The sequence below is a fragment of the Nonomuraea fastidiosa genome (assembly GCF_042751225.1).
Classification (GTDB): Bacteria; Actinomycetota; Actinomycetes; order Streptosporangiales; family Streptosporangiaceae; genus Nonomuraea; species Nonomuraea fastidiosa.
Genome location: NZ_CP170570.1, coordinates 7,078,397 through 7,094,381 on the forward strand (window position 1 = coordinate 7,078,397; position 15,985 = coordinate 7,094,381).

At 72.5% G+C, this 15,985-nt stretch carries 15 protein-coding genes; 14 read left to right on the forward strand and 1 reads right to left on the reverse strand.

Going from position 1 to position 15,985, the window contains the following annotated elements; all coding sequences use genetic code 11:
• The first annotated feature begins 8 nt into the window (after positions 1-8).
• The 14 genes from ACFMQL_RS32355 (at position 9) to ACFMQL_RS32420 (ending at position 15,364) form a co-directional block, all read left to right on the forward strand.
• Positions 9-1,613, forward strand: a complete 1,605-nt coding sequence (locus tag ACFMQL_RS32355; protein ID WP_378788546.1) for an ABC transporter substrate-binding protein — start codon at positions 9-11, stop codon at positions 1,611-1,613.
• Between the two features lie 394 nt (positions 1,614-2,007).
• Complete coding sequence (locus ACFMQL_RS32360; RefSeq protein ID WP_378788547.1) at positions 2,008-2,514, forward strand: ABC transporter permease; 507 nt, start codon at positions 2,008-2,010, stop codon at positions 2,512-2,514.
• Between the two features lie 2 nt (positions 2,515-2,516).
• Entirely contained in the window at positions 2,517-3,314 is a 798-nt protein-coding gene (locus ACFMQL_RS32365; protein ID WP_378788549.1) for an ABC transporter permease, read from the forward strand.
• Positions 3,311-4,996 carry an ABC transporter ATP-binding protein gene (locus tag ACFMQL_RS32370; protein ID WP_364052310.1) on the forward strand — a complete coding sequence of 562 codons (1,686 nt, stop codon included), beginning with the start codon at positions 3,311-3,313 and terminating at the stop codon, positions 4,994-4,996. The genes ACFMQL_RS32365 and ACFMQL_RS32370 overlap by 4 nt, the downstream gene beginning before the upstream one ends.
• Before the next feature lie 67 nt (positions 4,997-5,063).
• Positions 5,064-5,825, forward strand: a complete 762-nt coding sequence (locus tag ACFMQL_RS32375) for a GntR family transcriptional regulator (RefSeq protein WP_364052307.1) — start codon at positions 5,064-5,066, stop codon at positions 5,823-5,825.
• Positions 5,816-6,043 carry a 4Fe-4S dicluster domain-containing protein gene (locus tag ACFMQL_RS32380; RefSeq protein ID WP_364052304.1) on the forward strand — a complete coding sequence of 76 codons (228 nt, stop codon included), beginning with the start codon at positions 5,816-5,818 and terminating at the stop codon, positions 6,041-6,043. The genes ACFMQL_RS32375 and ACFMQL_RS32380 overlap by 10 nt, the downstream gene beginning before the upstream one ends.
• Before the next feature lie 11 nt (positions 6,044-6,054).
• Positions 6,055-7,485: an ABC transporter substrate-binding protein gene (locus ACFMQL_RS32385; protein WP_364052301.1), complete on the forward strand. Its 1,431-nt coding sequence runs from the start codon at positions 6,055-6,057 to the stop codon at positions 7,483-7,485.
• Positions 7,482-8,348: an ABC transporter permease gene (locus ACFMQL_RS32390; RefSeq protein WP_378788552.1), complete on the forward strand. Its 867-nt coding sequence runs from the start codon at positions 7,482-7,484 to the stop codon at positions 8,346-8,348. Before ACFMQL_RS32385 ends, ACFMQL_RS32390 begins: the two co-directional genes overlap by 4 nt.
• Positions 8,345-9,067: an ABC transporter ATP-binding protein gene (locus ACFMQL_RS32395; protein ID WP_364052295.1), complete on the forward strand. Its 723-nt coding sequence runs from the start codon at positions 8,345-8,347 to the stop codon at positions 9,065-9,067. Before ACFMQL_RS32390 ends, ACFMQL_RS32395 begins: the two co-directional genes overlap by 4 nt.
• 3 nt (positions 9,068-9,070) lie before the next feature.
• Positions 9,071-11,731 (forward strand): fumarate reductase/succinate dehydrogenase flavoprotein subunit, encoded by a 2,661-nt coding sequence (locus ACFMQL_RS32400; protein ID WP_364052292.1) that lies wholly within the window; start codon positions 9,071-9,073, stop codon positions 11,729-11,731.
• Between the two features lie 511 nt (positions 11,732-12,242).
• Complete coding sequence (locus ACFMQL_RS32405; RefSeq protein WP_364052289.1) at positions 12,243-12,917, forward strand: ThuA domain-containing protein; 675 nt, start codon at positions 12,243-12,245, stop codon at positions 12,915-12,917.
• The gene (locus ACFMQL_RS32410) at positions 12,902-13,990 is read left to right on the forward strand and encodes a Gfo/Idh/MocA family oxidoreductase (RefSeq protein WP_364052286.1); all 1,089 of its coding nucleotides are present in this window, start codon (positions 12,902-12,904) and stop codon (positions 13,988-13,990) included. Before ACFMQL_RS32405 ends, ACFMQL_RS32410 begins: the two co-directional genes overlap by 16 nt.
• Before the next feature lie 169 nt (positions 13,991-14,159).
• Complete coding sequence (locus tag ACFMQL_RS32415; RefSeq protein ID WP_378788554.1) at positions 14,160-14,441, forward strand: hypothetical protein; 282 nt, start codon at positions 14,160-14,162, stop codon at positions 14,439-14,441.
• Positions 14,441-15,364 carry a cytochrome P450 gene (locus ACFMQL_RS32420; protein WP_378788556.1) on the forward strand — a complete coding sequence of 308 codons (924 nt, stop codon included), beginning with the start codon at positions 14,441-14,443 and terminating at the stop codon, positions 15,362-15,364. The genes ACFMQL_RS32415 and ACFMQL_RS32420 overlap by 1 nt, the downstream gene beginning before the upstream one ends.
• Positions 15,365-15,382: 18 nt before the next feature.
• Here the strand turns inward: ACFMQL_RS32420 and ACFMQL_RS32425 are convergent, their stop codons facing one another.
• Complete coding sequence (locus ACFMQL_RS32425; protein WP_378788557.1) at positions 15,383-15,982, reverse strand: carbohydrate ABC transporter permease; 600 nt, start codon at positions 15,980-15,982, stop codon at positions 15,383-15,385.
• Between the last annotated feature and the right edge of the window lie 3 nt (positions 15,983-15,985).

Here is a 15,985-nt window from a genome sequence, read left to right on the forward strand (position 1 = left end):
TGACGCCGATGAAACGCCTCGCGCCGGCCTTACTGCTCGCACTCACCCTGGCCGCCTGCGGCGCCGAGCCCGCGCAGGAGGGGGCCGCGCCCGCCAGCCTGACCTGGGCCATCGAGACGGAGCCGATCACGCTCAACCCCCAGCAGTGGGTGCAGAACAAGGCCAGGCTGCTGGTGTTCAACCAGTTCGACGCCCTGCTGTCGCGGGACGAGCAAGGCGAGTTCCACCCCTGGCTGGCCACGTCGTGGAAGGTGTCGGACGACGGCCGCGTCTACACCCTCCGGCTCCGCGACGACGTCACCTTCCACGACGGCACCACGTTCGACGCCGCCGCCGTCAAGGCCAACCTCGACCAGTTCATGGTGCCCGGCTACAACCCGGCCGTCGCGGCCATCCAGCTCAAGGCGTACGAGAAGTCCGAGGTCGTCTCGCCGACCACGATCAAGATCACCCTCAAGGAGCCCGACGCGCTCTTCCTCGACTTCCTCGCCTCCCCCTACGCGGGGCAGGTCTCGCCGCGCTCGCTCAAGAACGCCAAGGACCTCAAGTTCGGCGGGCCCGACCTGGTCGGCACCGGGCCGTTCATCCTCGACAGGTACGTCCCGGGCCAGGAGATCCACTACCGCCGCAACCCCGACTACAAGTGGCCGCCCGCCGGGGCCGCGCACCAGGGCCCCGCCCACCTGGCCGAGATCACCTACCGGTTCCTGCCCGAGGCCGCCGTCCGCGTCGGCGCGCTCACCTCCGGCCAGGTGCAGGTCATCGAGGGCGTGCCGGCCACCGAGGCCGCGATGATCGAGCGCGACCCCGACCTCACGCTGAGCACCGCGCTCAACTCCGGCACCTCCTTCAGCTACTACTTCAACACCTCCCGCACCCCCTTCGACGACCAGCGCGTACGCGAGGCGTTCCGCGAGGCCGTGGACCTCGACGCCGTGCTGCGGTCGGTCTACCAGGGCACCGCGACCAGGGCGTGGAGCCTCGTCGCCAAGTCGAGCCCGTTCTACGACGCGAGCCTGGAGGGCCGCTACGGCGGCGACGCGGCCAAGGCCAACGCGCTGCTCGACGCCGCCGGATGGAAGGAGCGCGACGCCGAGGGCTACCGCGTCAAGGACGGCAAGCGGCTGACCGTGCGCGTTTTCGCCTCCGCGGCGTTCCAGCGCGACCGACGCGACGTCCTCGCCCAGGCCATCCAGGCCCAGGTCAAGCAGAACGCCGGCATCGACTACCAAGTCAAGATCGTCGATCAGGGCGCGGCGCAGCAGGCGCTGCAGGACAACGACTACGAGGTGTTCGAGAACTCCCGCGGCGACTCCGACTCCGGCGCCGCGCTCAACCTCATCCTGCCCGCCGAGGGCTCGCTCAACAGGACGCACTACGCCGACAAGCGGCTGGACTCCTGGCTCGCCGAGGCCGGCGCCATCTCCGACCAGGAGCGGCGCAAGGAGCTCTACCACAAGGTCCAGCAGACCGCGGTGCTCGACAAGGCCATCGTGTTCCCGCTCTACGTGCCCGCCGACCAGATCGCCGCGCGCAAGAGCGTGCAGGGTCTCGGCTTCGAGCCCGCGTCGGGCACCCCCGCGAGCGCCTACAACGTGCGGATCGGCACATGATCAGAAGGCTCGGCAGCGGGCTGGCCGTGCTGTGGGCCGCGGCCACCGCCGCTTACCTGGCGCTGCTCCTCGCCCCAGGCGACACCGTGGACATCCTGGTCGGCGACGGGCCCGACACCCCCGAGATCCGGGCCAAGATCATCGCCGAGTGGGGGCTCGACCGGCCCGAGATCGTCCAGTACCTGTCCTACCTGTGGCGGCTGCTGCACGGCGACCTCGGGCGTTCGTACCGGCTGCAGCAGGACGTCGGCGAGGTGCTGGCCACGCAGGTCGGGCCCACCCTGCAGCTCACCGCCGCCGCGGCCGGCATCGGGATCGCGCTGGCCGGGGTGATCGCGCTCGTCACCGCCGGCCGGGGCGGCTCGCGCGCGGCGCGGCCTCGCTGGCGGAGCTGGTGGCGGTGTCGGTGCCGCCGTTCCTCATCGGGATCCTGCTGCTGTCGCTGTTCTCGTTCACGCTGGGCTGGTTCCCCGTCTCCGGGGCGCAGGGGCCGCGCGCGCTCGTGCTGCCCGCGCTCGCGCTCGCGCTGCCCATCGCGGGCGTGCTCGGGCAGGTGCTGCGCGGCGGTCTCGAACGGGCACTCGAGCAGCCGTTCGCGGTCACCGCGCGGGCGCGCGGGCTCACCGAGCGGGCGCTGGTCGCCAGGCACGCGCTCAGGCACGCCCTCATCCCCGCCGTCACGCTGGCCGGCTGGTTCACCGGCGCGCTGCTCGGCGGCACCGTCATCACCGAGGTGCTGTTCGGCAGGCCGGGGCTCGGCCGCGTCGCCATGGACGCCGTACAGGGCCGCGACATGCCGGTGGTGATGGCGGTCGTGCTGCTGTCGGCCCTCGTGTACGTCACCATCAGCACCCTGCTCGACCTGGCCTACCGCGCCATCGACCCGCGAATCAGAGGCTGACCGTGCGCCGCCTGATCCTCCCCATCGTCTTTCTCGCCGTGCTCGCACTCGCCGTAGCCGTGCCGGGGCTGGTCACCGGTGCCGACCCGCTGGCCGCCGACCCGCTCGCCGCGCTCGCCCCGCCCGGCGGCGAGCACTGGTTCGGCAGCGACCACCTCGGCCGCGACGTGCTGGCCAGGGTCGTCTACGGCGCCCGCCACTCCATCAGCATCGGCGTCGCCGCGACCGTCTTCGCCGTCACCTCGGGCGTGCTGCTCGGCCTGGCCGCCGGGCTGTCGCCGAAATGGCTCGACGAGGCGCTGGCCCGCTCGTTCGACGTGCTGTCCACGCTGCCCGAGCTGCTGCTCGCGCTGCTCATCGTGGCGATCACCGGCCCCGGCACCGGAAACGTGATCTTCGCGATCGCCGTCGCCCAGGTACCCAACTACGCCCGCGTGATCCGCGCCCAGACGTTCGTGGTGCGCCGCTCCGGCTACGTCGAGCAGGCCGTCACGTTCGGCCGCTCCCGGCTCGCCATCACCGTGGGGCACGTGCTGCCGAACGTGCTCGGCCCGATCCCCGTGCTGGCCACGATCGGGCTCGGCCAGGCCGTCATCGCCGGATCCGGGCTCAGCTTCCTCGGCATGGGACCGCAGCCCCCGGCCGCAGAATGGGGCGCCATGCTCTCCGAGGCCCGCAACTACCTGCGGGTGGCCTGGTGGGAGGCGCTCTTCCCCGGCCTGGCGATCACGCTGACCGTCGTGTGCCTGACCGTCGTCGGCCGCCGGCTCCAGCAACGCTTCGAAGGAAGGACGTCATGACCACCACCCACGACGCCGTCTCCGCCGCGGCCGCGCCGTCCGGCTCCGCCGGGCCGCTGATCGACGTGCGGGACCTGCGGGTGAGCTTCGGGGAGCACGAGGTGGTGCGCGGCCTGTCGCTGGCGATCGCGCCGGGCGAGTGCGTCGCCGTGGTGGGGGAGTCGGGGTCGGGCAAGAGCGTGACGGCGCGGACCCTGCTCGGGCTGACCGGCCCCGGCTCGACGGTGGAGGCGGCGGCGTTCACCGTCGCCGGGCGGGACGCGCTGCGCTTCGGCCCGCACGACTGGCGGCGGCTGCGCGGCCGCTTCGCCGGGCTCGTGCTGCAGGACGCGCTGGTCTCGCTCGACCCGCTGCGCACCGTGGGCTCCGAGATCGCCGAGGTGCTGGCCGTGCACGACGTGGTGCCGCGCGCCCGCCGGGCGGAAAGAGTGCTGGAGCTGCTGGAGGCGGCCGGGGTGCCGGAGCCGGAGCTGCGGGCGGAGCAGCGCCCGCACGAGCTGTCGGGCGGGCTGCGCCAGCGGGTGCTCATCGCCTCCGCCATCGCCGCCGACCCGGCGCTGATCATCGCCGACGAGCCCACGACGGCGCTGGACGTGACCGTGCAGGCCCAGATCCTGCGGCTGCTCGCCGGGCAGAAGGCGGCAGGCACGGCGCTGCTGCTCATCAGCCACGACCTGGCCGTGGTCGGGTCGATCGCCGACCGCATCCTCGTCATGCACGACGGCCGGGTGGTGGAGGAGGGCCCGGCGCGCGACGTGCTGACCCGGCCACGGCACGACTACACCCATGCGCTGCTGGCCGCCGTACCGTCGGCCGCCTCGCGCGGCACCCGGCTCACCGACGGCCGCCCGCTGGCCCGCCCTGCTCCAACCGCGGAGGGCGGGCCGGTGCTGGCGGCCACCGGGCTGACGCGCACGTACGGCGCCCGCCGCGCCGTGGACGACGTCTCCTTCACCCTGCGCAAGGGCGAGACGCTGGGCATCGTCGGCGAGTCCGGCTCGGGCAAGACCACGCTCGCCCGCCTGTGCATGGCCCTGCTGGAGCCGGACGAGGGCGGCGTGACCCTGCTCGGGCGGCCGTGGAGCGAGCTGCGCGAGCGCGAGCGCAGGCCGCTGCGCCCCCGCATCCAGGTGATCACGCAGAACCCGCTGGACTCCTTCGACCCTCGCCACAAGGTCGGCCGCCTGGTGGCCGAGCCTCTGCGGCTGCCCAAGGCCGAACGGCGGGCCCGCGTGCTGGACCTGCTGGCCCGCGTGGGCCTGCCGCAGGACGTGGCCGACCGGCACCCCCGCGAGCTGTCGGGCGGCCAGCGCCAGCGCGTCGCCATCGCCCGCGCCCTCGGCACCCGCCCCGACGTGCTGCTCTGCGACGAGCCCGTCTCCGCGCTGGACGTCTCGATCCAGGCCCAGGTGCTCGACCTGCTGGCCGAGCTGCAGGCCGAGTACGGCACCGCCATGGTGTTCATCTCCCACGATCTCGGCGTCGTCCAGCACGTCGCCGACCGGGTGCTGGTCATGAAGGACGGCCAGGTCGTGGAGGAGGGCGAGGTGGCCGAGGTGTTCCTGCGGCCGCGCCACCCGTACACGCACGAACTGGTCGCCGCCGTGCCCCGATTGCCCGCGGAAAGGGTGGCAGATCTTCCAGGATCCAGCACGGAACCGCAGGTCAGCGCGGGTACATAGGCTCCGCCTGGTGGCGCAATCCACCCGTTATCCCATTTTTCCTACCGATTGAGTAGGTTGAAGAGTCATGGAACGGGTGGCCCTCGACGATCGGCGGCGCCGGGCGGACCGCGCCCGGCAGGTCGCCGACCTGCTGAGAAGACAGATCATCCACGGCGGATACCCCGGCGGGCAGCTCCCGCTGGAGTCCGCGCTCGCCCGCGAGTTCGACACCTCGCGCAACACCGTGCGCCAGGCGCTGGACCTGCTGCGCGAGGAAGGACTGGTCGAACGGTGTCCCGGCGTCGGCACCACGGTCGCCGCCGAGAAGTACCCGCACGGCCTGCACCGCCTGCTCGGCCTGGCCGAGACGCTGCACGAGCACGGCCAGGTGGTCAACCAGGTGCGCACGATGACGCTCATCGAGCCGCCCGCCCCGGTCAGCCACCGGCTCGGGCTGGCGCCCGGCGAGCAGGTCGTCTACCTCGAACGCCTGCGCAGCCTCAACGGCCTGCCGCTCTCCCTCGACCTCACCTACCTGGTGCGCGACGTGGGCGAGCCGCTGTTCGACGCCGACCTCACCGGCAACGACATCTTCGTCCTGCTCGAACACATCGCCGGCCAGCCGCTCGGCACCGCCGAGCTGACCCTGGAGGCGGTCAACGCCGACCCGCACACCGCCGCCGTGCTCGGCGCGCCGCGCGGGGCCGCGCTGCTCATGGTCGAGCGGCTCACCCACCTGGCCGACGGCAGGCCCGTGGACCTGGAGTTCATCCGTTTCCGCGGCGACCGCCTGACGATGCGCGGTCACCTGCGGCGTAGCGAGAAAGAGGAGCACGCATGGCCCTGATCGACCAGCGCGTCGAGGTCCCGGTCACGATCGACGAGTCCCTGTGCATCGACGGCTGCACGCTCTGCGTGGAGGCGTGCCCGCTCGACTCGCTGGCCATCAGCGACGAGACCGGAAAGGCGTACATGCACGTGGACGAGTGCTGGTACTGCGGGCCCTGCGCGGCCCGCTGCCCCGTGGACGCGGTCACCATCAACATCCCCTACCTGCTGCGATGAAGGAACGCCCGATGCGCACAGCACTCATGGCCGCCGCCACCGCCCTGCTGCTCGCGGCGACCGGCTGCTCGGTGGCCGGCGCGGCCGGCGGCGGCTCCGGTGACTCCGGCGCCTCCCATGGCGGCGGCACGACCAAGGTGGTCGTCGGCTACCAGTCCAAGACCATCAACACCGTCACCGCAGGGACCCTGCTCCGCTCGCTCGGCTACCTGGAGAAGCGGCTCGGCCCCCGCTACACCGTCGAGTGGCAGGACTACGACACCGGCGCCCCCATCACCGCCAAGATGGTCGCCGGGAAGATCGACATCGGTTCGATGGGCGACTACCCGCTGCTCATCAACGCCGCCCGCACCCAGAACGTGCCCTCGGCCAAGACCGAGATGATCTCCATCACCGGCTACAACCTGCGCGGCGGGCTCAACATGGTGCTCGTCTCGCCCGCGTCGTCCGCGCGCACGCTCGCCGACCTGGCCGGCACCAAGATCTCCGCCAGCGTCGGCTCGGCCGGGCACGGCACGCTCGTGCAGGCCATGGAGCGGTCGGGCATCAGCGCCGACGTGGTCAACCACCAGCCCGCCGTCGGCGCGGCCCAGCTCGAGTCGGGCGGCGTGCAGGGCTATGCCCAGTTCGTGGCCTGGCCCGGCCTGCTCGCCTTCCAGGACAAGGGCCGGCTGATCTACGACGGCTCCGCGCTGGACGTGCCGACCTTCCACGGCGTCGTCGCCCGCAAGGCGTACGCGGAAGAGCACCCCGAGGTCGTGGACGCCTTCCTCAAGGCGCAGATCGACGCCACCCGCTACCTGCACGAGCACCCGGTGGAGGCGGCCGAGTCGGTGGCCGAGGCGACCGGGCTGCCGCCCGAGGTCGTCTACCTCTACAACGGGCGCGGCGGCATCGCCACCTTCGACGTCACGCTCAAGGAGCCGCTGCAGGCCGCCCATCAGCGGGACGTGGCCTACCTCAAGCGGATCAGCCCCGACTTCTCCGGCGTGGACGTGGCCGCGTTCGTCAACGACTCCTACCTGCGCAAGGCGTACGGGGCGAACTACGACGCCGACCGGGCCTCGACCGCGAACCCCGCCGCCGTCACCGGCACCGACAGCGCCTGCGGCACGCCCGTCAACGCCCCTGGGACCGCCTCCGAGCTGTGGCTGACCGGGGAGAAGGACACCAGGCCCGCCGCCACGCCCACCTGCCTGCTGCGTCAGGTGGCCGCCGCGAACGCGCAGGTGCGGGCCGCGTACGTGCCCGACACCACGACCGGCACCCGCTGGTTCGCCGACCGCTCGGTCTGGCTGCGCGACCCCGATGCCGACCCCGATCACCGGTTCCTGCCGTTCACCACGCAGGAGGGCGCCGACGCCTACCGCGCCAAGCACCCGGACACCAGGCCCGTCAGCTACGCCGACGCGCTCAAGGCCGCAGGAGGTGACGACCGATGACCGCCGGCACCGAGGTACGCGCACCCGCGCTGCCCGCCTCCGGCGGCAGGCCGCGCATGCGCGGCGGCGGCCGAGCGGGCAGGGCGGGCAGGGCGCGCAGGCGGCTCGTCCGCCTCGCCTCGCTGCTCGCCGCGGCCGGGCTGTGGCAGCTGCTGACGGTCACCGACGCCCGGCTGTGGCTCAGGTTCGACCGGCTGCCCACCCTCGTCGAGGTCGCCGAGCGGGCCGCGAGCCTGCTCGCCACCCGGCTCTACTGGCTGGACCTGCTGCAGAGCCTCATCAGGATCTGCACGGGCTTCGGGCTCGCCGCCGTGGCGGGCGTGGCGGCGGGCATCCTGGTCGCCAGGTCCGCCAAGGCCGGTGACGTGCTGCTGCCGCTGCTGGAGGCGGTGCGGCCGATCCCGGCGATCGCGCTGGTGCCGGTCGCCATCCTGCTGTTCCCCACCGACGAGCAGGGCATCGTGTTCATCACGTTCGCCGCCGCGTTCTTCCCGATCATGGTGAGCACCCGGCACGCCGTACGAGCCCTGCCCACGCTGTGGGAGGACGCCGTCAGGACGCTCGGCGGCGGGCGCCGCCACGTGCTGCTGAACGTCGTACTGCCCGGCATCCTGCCCGGGGTCTTCGGCGGGCTGTCGGTCGGCATGGGCGTGTCGTGGATCTGCGTCATCTCGGCCGAGATGATCTCCGGCGAGTTCGGGGTCGGCTACCGCACCTGGATGTCGTACACGATCGTGGACTACCCCTCCGTCATCGTCGGCATGATCACCATCGGCCTGCTCGGCTGGCTCACCTCGGCCGCCGTCGAACTCGCCAGGCGCCTGACGCGGTGGCTGCCACGCGCGGAGGAGGCCGCGTCATGACGCTCGGCATCACCATGGAGTCCCTGACCCTCGGCTACGGGCGCGGGCCCGTGCTGCGCGACGTCGACCTGGCCGTCCGGCCCGGCGAGGTGCTGGTGATCGTCGGCGCGTCCGGGTCGGGCAAGTCCACGCTGCTGCGCGCCATCGCCGGGCTGCTGCGCCCGCGCGACGGCCGCGTGGTCGCCGACGGCGCGGAGATCACCGCCACCTCCGGCGAGCGCGCCATGGTCTTCCAGGACGACGCGCTGCTGCCCTGGCGCACCGTACGCGGCAACGTCGAGCTGCCCCTGCGCATCCGCGGCTGGTCCAAGGCGCGGCGGCGGGCCGTCGCCGAGGAGTGGATCGCCCGCGTCGGCCTGGCCGGGCACGAGGACCGGCTGCCCCGCGAGCTGTCCGGCGGTATGCGCCAGCGCGTCCAGCTCGCCCGCGCACTCGCCGGGGCGCCCAGGGCCGTGCTCATGGACGAGCCGTTCGGCGCGCTCGACGCCCAGACCCGTGCCGGCATGCAGGCCCTGCTGCTCGACGTGCTGCGCGACACCCAGGCGACCGTCGTGTTCGTCACCCACGACGTGGACGAGGCGCTGCTGCTCGCCGACCGGGTCGTGGTGCTCGGCCACGGCGCCGTGCGCTCCGTCATCGACGTCCCCTGCCCTCGTGCCCCCGCAACCGGAGCCGCCGATCGTGCCGGGCTGCGCGCTCAGATCCTCAAGGAGTTGTGAACGATGGAGATCCCCGCGATCGAAGACCGCCTGCACCTGGAGTGCGAGGTGCTCGTCATCGGCGGCGGCACCGCCGGCACCATGGCCGCCATCACCGCCGCCGAGCACGGCGCGCAGGTGCTGCTCCTGGAGAAGGCCCACGTCCGCCACAGCGGCGCGCTCGCCATGGGCATGGACGGCGTCAACAACGCCGTCATCCCCGGCAAGGCCACCCCTGAGGACTACGTCGCCGAGATCACCCGCGCCAACGACGGCATCGTCAACCAGAAGACCATCAACCAGACCGCCACCAGGGGCTACGACATGGTCCGCCGCCTGGAGCGGTACGGCGTGAAGTTCGAAAAGGACGAGCACGGCGACTACGCGGTGCGCCGCGTGCACCGCTCGGGCAGCTACGTGCTGCCCATGCCCGAGGGCAAGGACGTCAAGAAGGTGCTCTACCGGGTGCTGCGGCAGCGCCACATCCGGGAGAAGGTGCGCATCGAGAACCGGTTCATGCCGGTCAGGGTGCTCACCTCCGGCGGGCGGGCCGTCGGCGCGGCCGGGTTCGACACCCGCAGCGGGCGGTTCGTCACCGTCTCGGCCGGCGCCGTCATCCTGGCCACCGGCGCCTGCGGGCGGCTCGGGCTGCCCGCCTCCGGCTACCTCTACGGAACGTACGAGAACCCCACCAACGCCGGCGACGGCTACGCCATGGCCTACCACGCGGGGGCCGAGCTGAGCGGCATCGAGTGCTTCCAGATCAACCCGCTCATCAAGGACTACAACGGGCCCGCCTGCGCGTACGTCGCCAACCCGTTCGGCGGCTACCAGGTCAACAACAAGGGGGAGCGGTTCGTCGACTCCGACTACTGGTCGGGGCAGATGATGGCCGAGGTCTCCGCCGAGATCGCCTCCGCCCGCGGGCCCATCTACCTCAAGCTCACCCACCTGCCCGACGAGACCATCACCGCCATCGAGAACATCCTGCACACCACCGAGCGGCCCACCCGTGGCACGTTCCACGCCGGGCGCGGCCACGACTACCGCACCCACGACGTCGAGATGCACATCTCCGAGATCGGGCTGTGCGGCGGCCACTCCGCATCCGGCGTCTGGGTGGACGAGAACGGCGCCACCACCGTCCCCGGCCTGTACGCGGCCGGCGACCTGGCCTGCGTGCCGCACAACTACATGATCGGCGCGTTCGTCTTCGGCGACCTCGCCGGCGCGCACGCCGCTGCGCACCACGCCCCGCTCGCCGAACCGCCCGCCGACCAGGTCGCCGCCGCACACGAGCTCGTCTACCGGCCGCTGCGCAACCCCGACGGTACGCCGCAGCGGCAGGTCGAGTACAAGCTGCGCCGCTTCGTCAACGACTACGTCGCGCCGCCCAAGACGGCGGCCAAGCTGGAGATCGGGCTGGAGTCGTTCGAGCGGATGCGCCACGAGATCGCCGCCATGGGGGCGCGCACGCCGCACGAGCTGATGCGCTGCGCCGAGGTCGACTTCATCCGTGACTGCGCCGAGATGGCGGCGCGAGCCTCGCTGGCGCGCACCGAGAGCCGGTGGGGGCTCTACCACGAGCGGGCCGACCTGCCGCAACGCGACGACGCCGAATGGCTGTTCCACCTCAACCTGCGCAAGCGGGACGACGGGGCCATGGAGTTCGTCAAGCGGCCCGTGGAGCCGTACCTCGTGCCGGTCGAGGAGTTCACGCCCGTCCAGGCCGAGCCCGTCGTGCTCGGCACCGTCGGCACGGCCGTCGTCGCGCGCCGCGGCACCCGCGAGCGCCGCCAGGAGGCCGCGGTCGGCCGCTCGCCGCGCATCCTGGAGCTGCACCGGCTCGCCGAGGAGCAGCCGACCCTGACCGACCTCGCTCCCTACCTCGCCGATGCCGACCCCAAGGTGCGCAGGGCCGCCATCGCCACCCTCACCGAGACCGTCCCCGAGGGCACCGGGACCGCGCTGGCCGAGGCGCTCGCCGACCCGCACGGCACCGTACGCAGGGCCGCCGCCACCGGGCTCACCGAGCTCGTCGAGGTGCTGCCCGCCTCCGCCGGCCTGGGCGCCGCCCTGACCGCGCGGCTCGCCGGCGGCGACGCCTTCGTCCGCGCCGCCGTCCTCGACGTGCTGCGGGCGCTGCGGCTCGGCAGCGTCGAGATCTTCCGCGCCGCGATCGGCGACGGCGACCACCGGGTGCGCATCGCCGCCATCCGCGGGCTCGTCTCGCTCGACGCGCCGGACGAACTGGCCGCCGCCGCGTCCGACCCGTCCCGCGAGGTACGCGTCTGGGCCGCCAAGGGCCTCGGCCTCATCGGCCGCCCCACGCCCGTCCTCGCCGATCTGGCACGGGACGCCGACCCCCTCGTCAGGGCGGCCGCCCTGGAGGCGTCGGCCGCCACCGGCGCGCCCCTGGTCGCCCAGGCCCTGCCCGCGCTGTCCGACCCGGCCTGGCAGGTCCGCGTCGGCGCGGCCCGCTGCCTCGCCGCCGCCGACCCGGACACCGCCACGAAACCCCTGGTGGGCGCCCTCTCGGACGGCAACCTGGACGTCCGCAAGGCCGCCGTCCTGGCCCTGACCCCGTGGGCCGCCGACGCCACCGTCTCGGCCGCCCTGGAAGGAGCCCTGACCGACCCCGACGCCGACGTCCGCGCCTACGCCCGCCACGCCCTCACCCCCTGAAGGGTCACCCATCACGTGTCCCCTCGGGAGGGGCGGCCGCTCGCCGCGTTGCACTCTCTCGGGGGTGGCCGCTCGCCACGTTTGACCCGCTTCGGGGATGGCCGCTCGCCGCGTTGCACTCCCTTCGGGGGTGGCCGCTCGCCACGTTTGACCCGCTCCGGGGGCGGCCGCCCGCGACATTTCACCCCCTCCGGGGGCGACCGCCCGCCAGGTCGCCCCCGGAGGGGCCGCCCGTTGTGCCATCACGCCGGGGCCGGGGCGCCCCGTCCTCCACCGCCCCCCTGGGGAGAGTGGTGGCTGCGGCCTTTCGCCGGAGAGGGGTCCAGGTTTCTTCGAGGTGAGGCGAACTTCTCGTTGCCGGTAGGAGAAAGGGGGTGGGGGTTTCGGGGGAAGTCAGACAGAATTGGCGAAGTGTGCCGCTATTCGTGGAATGGGCGGTACACAACGGTTTATCGTTCAACGAGTGATTGGCGATTGCATGGCGGGCGAGCACACGCGCAAGGTTCTCGTGGTGCGAGGGGGATGGGAGGGGCACGCCCCGGTGGCGGCCACCGACCTCTTCGTGCCCTTCCTGGAGAAGAACGGCTTCGAGGTGCGGCTGTCCGACAGCCCGGCCCCGTACGCCGACCCCGCGTTCATGGCCGAGATCGACCTCATCGTGCAGTGCTACACGATGGGCACGATCGAGCCCGATCAGCTCAAGGGCCTGCGGGCGGCGATCGAGGCGGGCACGGGGATGGCGGGCTGGCACGGCGGCATCGCCGACTCGTTCCGCAACTCCTCCGACTACCTGCACCTCATCGGCGGGCAGTTCGCCTGTCACCCGGGCAAGCATCCCGACGACCCGGACGCGGGCACCGAGCGGCACAACTTCGTCCCGTACACGGTGAACATGCTCCCGGAGGCGGCCGCGCACCCGATCACGGAGGGCATCGAGGACTTCGACCTGGTGACCGAGCAGTACTGGGTGCTGACCGACGACTACATCGACGTGCTGGCCACCACGACGCAGAAGGTGCGCCCGTGGGACCCTTGGCACCGCGAGGTGACCTCGCCGGCCATCTGGACCCGACGCTGGGGCAAGGGGCGGATCTTCGTCACGACCCCGGGGCACAGCCTGGACGTTCTGCAGCACGACAGCGTACGTACGATCATCGAGAGGGGCATGCTGTGGGCCAGCCGCTGACCGTCGGGATCGTGGGCTGCGGAGCCATCTCCGCCCAATACCTCAAGACCATCGACCGCCTGCCCCAGGTGAAGCTCGTCGCCGTGGCCGACCTCGACCCCGAGCGGGCGCGCGCGGCGGCCGAGCAGTACGCGGGCGTCGAGGCGCTGGGCGTGGCCGAGCTGATCGCGGACCCGCGCATCCAGGTGGTGCTCAACCTCACCATCCCGGCCGCGCACGCGGACATCGCGCTGCAGGCCATCGCGGCGGGCAAGGACGTCTACTGCGAGAAGCCGCTGGCCGCGACCGGCGAGGACGCCCGGCGCGTGCTGGACGCCGCCCGCGAGGCCGGGGTACGGGTGGGCTGCGCGCCCGACACCGTGCTCGGCACCGGCACGCAGACGGCCCGCGCCGCCATCGACGACGGTCTCATCGGCCGCCCCATCGCGGCGACGGCGACCATGATGACGCCCGGCCACGAGCGCTGGCACCCCAACCCGGACTTCTACTACGTGCCGGGCGGCGGCCCGCTCCTGGACATGGGCCCGTACTACATCAGCAGCCTGATCACCATGCTCGGGCCGGTGCGCTCGGTCATCGGCGCGGCCAGCAGGACCCGCTCCAAGCGCACGATCGGCTCGGGCCCGCGTCAGGGCGAGGAGATCCCGGTCACCGTGGACACGCACGTCACCGGCGTGCTCGTGCACGAGTCGGGCGTGCTGTCCACGCTGGTGATGAGCTTCGACGCGGTGGCCACCCGCGCGCCCAACATCGAGGTGCACGGTGAGCGGGGCTCGCTCGTCGTCCCCGACCCCAACCGCTTCGACGGGCAGGTGCTGCTGACGAAGCTCGGCGACGGGGAGGCGCGGGAGCTGCCCGTCTCGGCCGGGTACGCCGAGGCGGGACGCGGCGTCGGCCTCATCGACTTCCTGTCCGATCGGGAGCCCAGGGCGGGCGGGACGCTGGCGTTCCACGTCCTGGACGTCATGGAGTCGCTGCTCGCCTCCGCCCGCTCCGGCAGGTCGGTGGACGTCGAGAGCACGTGCGAGCGCCCTGCGGCGGTGGCGCTCGGCGACCCGGCCGCACTCGGCTGACGGTCTTCGGAACGGTCCCGGCCGCGCACGGCCGCAGACGCCGAAAGCGCACCGCCACGGACGCCGAAAGCGCACGGCCACAGACGCCGAGAGGCGCGCGGCCGGGACCCGCTTCCGCGCACCGGCTCTTCCCCAGGCGTTTAATGGAGGCCAAGGGGGGAGCGACTTGATGACTGATTCCACGACGGCGCCCGAGATGCCCGTCTACATGCGGCGCTCGACCTTCACCCCGGATCCCGAGCTGGCGAGGATCCGCGAGGAGGAGGGCGTGCGCAAGGTCAGCACCTCGTTCGGACTCGATGTCTGGATGGTGACGAGGTTCGCCGACGTCCGAGAGGTGCTGGGCGATCCCCCCGGTTCAGCAACGCCCGCTCGGCAGGTCACCGGCCGCCGGGCGCGCCGCGGCTCACCGACGACGAGCTGCGGCGCATACGGGCGGGCAACCTGCTGATGTTCGACCCGCCCGAGCACACCCGGCTGCGCCGCATGCTCACCCCCGAGTTCACGATGCGCCGCATGCGCCGCCTGGAGCCGCGCGTCAGGGACATCGTCACCGCCCACCTCGACGCCATGGAGGCGGCGGGTCCGCCCGCCGACCTGGTGACGTCGTTCGCGCTGCCGATCCCGTCGCTGGTGATCTGCGAGCTGCTCGGCGTCCCGTACGAGGACCGCGCCGACTTCCAGCGCCGCAGCGGCACCATGCTCGACCTGTCGCAGCCGGTGGAGCGGCGGGCCGCCGCGCAGCTCGAATCGCGCGCCTACATGAGCGAGCTGGTCGGCCGCGCGCTCAAAGACCCCGGCGACGACCTGCTCGGCATGCTCGTCCGCGAGCACGGCGACGACCTGTCCGCCGATGAGCTGGTCGGCATCGGCAGCCTGCTGTTGCTGGCCGGCCACGAGACCACGTCCAACATGCTCGGCCTCGGCACGCTGGCGCTGCTGCGCCACCCCGACCAGCTCGGCCTGCTGCGCAAGGAGCCCGAGCGGTGGGGCGCGGCGGTCGAGGAGCTGCTGCGCTGGCTCAGCATCGTGCACTCGGGCACGATCAAGGTGACCACCACCGAGGTGGAGGTGTCAGGTGTGCGGATCCCGGAGGGCGAGCTGGTGGTGTGCGCGCTGCCGGCCGCCAACCGGGATCCGGCGTTCGTGCCCGACCCCGAACGGCTGGACATCTCGCGCGGCGAGATGGGCCACGTCGCCTTCGGCCACGGCGTGCACCACTGCCTCGGCGCGCCGCTGGCCAGGATGGAGATGACCATCGCGTTCCCCGCGCTGTTCGAGCGCTTCCCCGGGCTGCGCGAGGAGGGACCGCCCGCCGAGTTCCGCTCGTTCAACGTCGTGTACGGCCTCACCTCCCTGCCCGTCGCCTGGTAGGCGCCCCTGGTAGAAGGCTCAGCCCTTGAGCCCGGTGAACGTCATGGTGGCGACGAACTGCCGCTGCGCCGCGACGAACCCGACGATGAGCGGCAGCGTCGCCACCACGTTCCCGGCCATGAGCAGCGACCACTGGGTGTGCCGGGTGCCCTGGAAGTTGGCCAGGCCGAGCTGGATCGTGTAGATGTTCTCGTCGCTGATGGCGATGAGCGGCCAGATGAGGTCGTTCCACGAGCCGAGCAGCGTGAACACCGTCAGCGTGGCCAGCGCGGGCCTGGCCAGCGGCAGCACCACCCGCCAGAACACGCCGAACGTCGTGCACCCGTCGATGCGGGCGGCGTCCTCCAGCTCGGCGGGCAGCGACAGGAAGAACTGCCGCATCAGGAAGATCCCGAACGCCGACGCCAGCCACGGCACGAACGCCGCCGCCAGCGTGTCGATCAGGCCGAGCCGGCTGAACATCACGTACGTCGGGATCATCAGCAGCTGGGTCGGGATCATGATGGTCGCGAGGATCATCAGGAACCCGGCCTGCTTGCCGAAGAACTTCAGCCGCGCGAAGCCGTACCCGGCCATGGAGCACAGGACGAGGTGCGACACGACGGAGACGGCGGCCACGAT

Coding starts and splice junctions, on each gene's coding strand:
- ACFMQL_RS32385 (WP_364052301.1), top strand. CDS start 6,055: ATGCGCACAGCACTCATGGCCGCCGCCACCGCCCTGCTGCTCGCGGCG.
- ACFMQL_RS32370 (WP_364052310.1), top strand. CDS start 3,311: ATGACCACCACCCACGACGCCGTCTCCGCCGCGGCCGCGCCGTCCGGC.
- ACFMQL_RS32390 (WP_378788552.1), top strand. CDS start 7,482: ATGACCGCCGGCACCGAGGTACGCGCACCCGCGCTGCCCGCCTCCGGC.
- ACFMQL_RS32420 (WP_378788556.1), top strand. CDS start 14,441: ATGTTCGACCCGCCCGAGCACACCCGGCTGCGCCGCATGCTCACCCCC.
- ACFMQL_RS32400 (WP_364052292.1), top strand. CDS start 9,071: ATGGAGATCCCCGCGATCGAAGACCGCCTGCACCTGGAGTGCGAGGTG.
- ACFMQL_RS32395 (WP_364052295.1), top strand. CDS start 8,345: ATGACGCTCGGCATCACCATGGAGTCCCTGACCCTCGGCTACGGGCGC.
- ACFMQL_RS32375 (WP_364052307.1), top strand. CDS start 5,064: ATGGAACGGGTGGCCCTCGACGATCGGCGGCGCCGGGCGGACCGCGCC.
- ACFMQL_RS32380 (WP_364052304.1), top strand. CDS start 5,816: ATGGCCCTGATCGACCAGCGCGTCGAGGTCCCGGTCACGATCGACGAG.
- ACFMQL_RS32355 (WP_378788546.1), top strand. CDS start 9: ATGAAACGCCTCGCGCCGGCCTTACTGCTCGCACTCACCCTGGCCGCC.
- ACFMQL_RS32415 (WP_378788554.1), top strand. CDS start 14,160: ATGACTGATTCCACGACGGCGCCCGAGATGCCCGTCTACATGCGGCGC.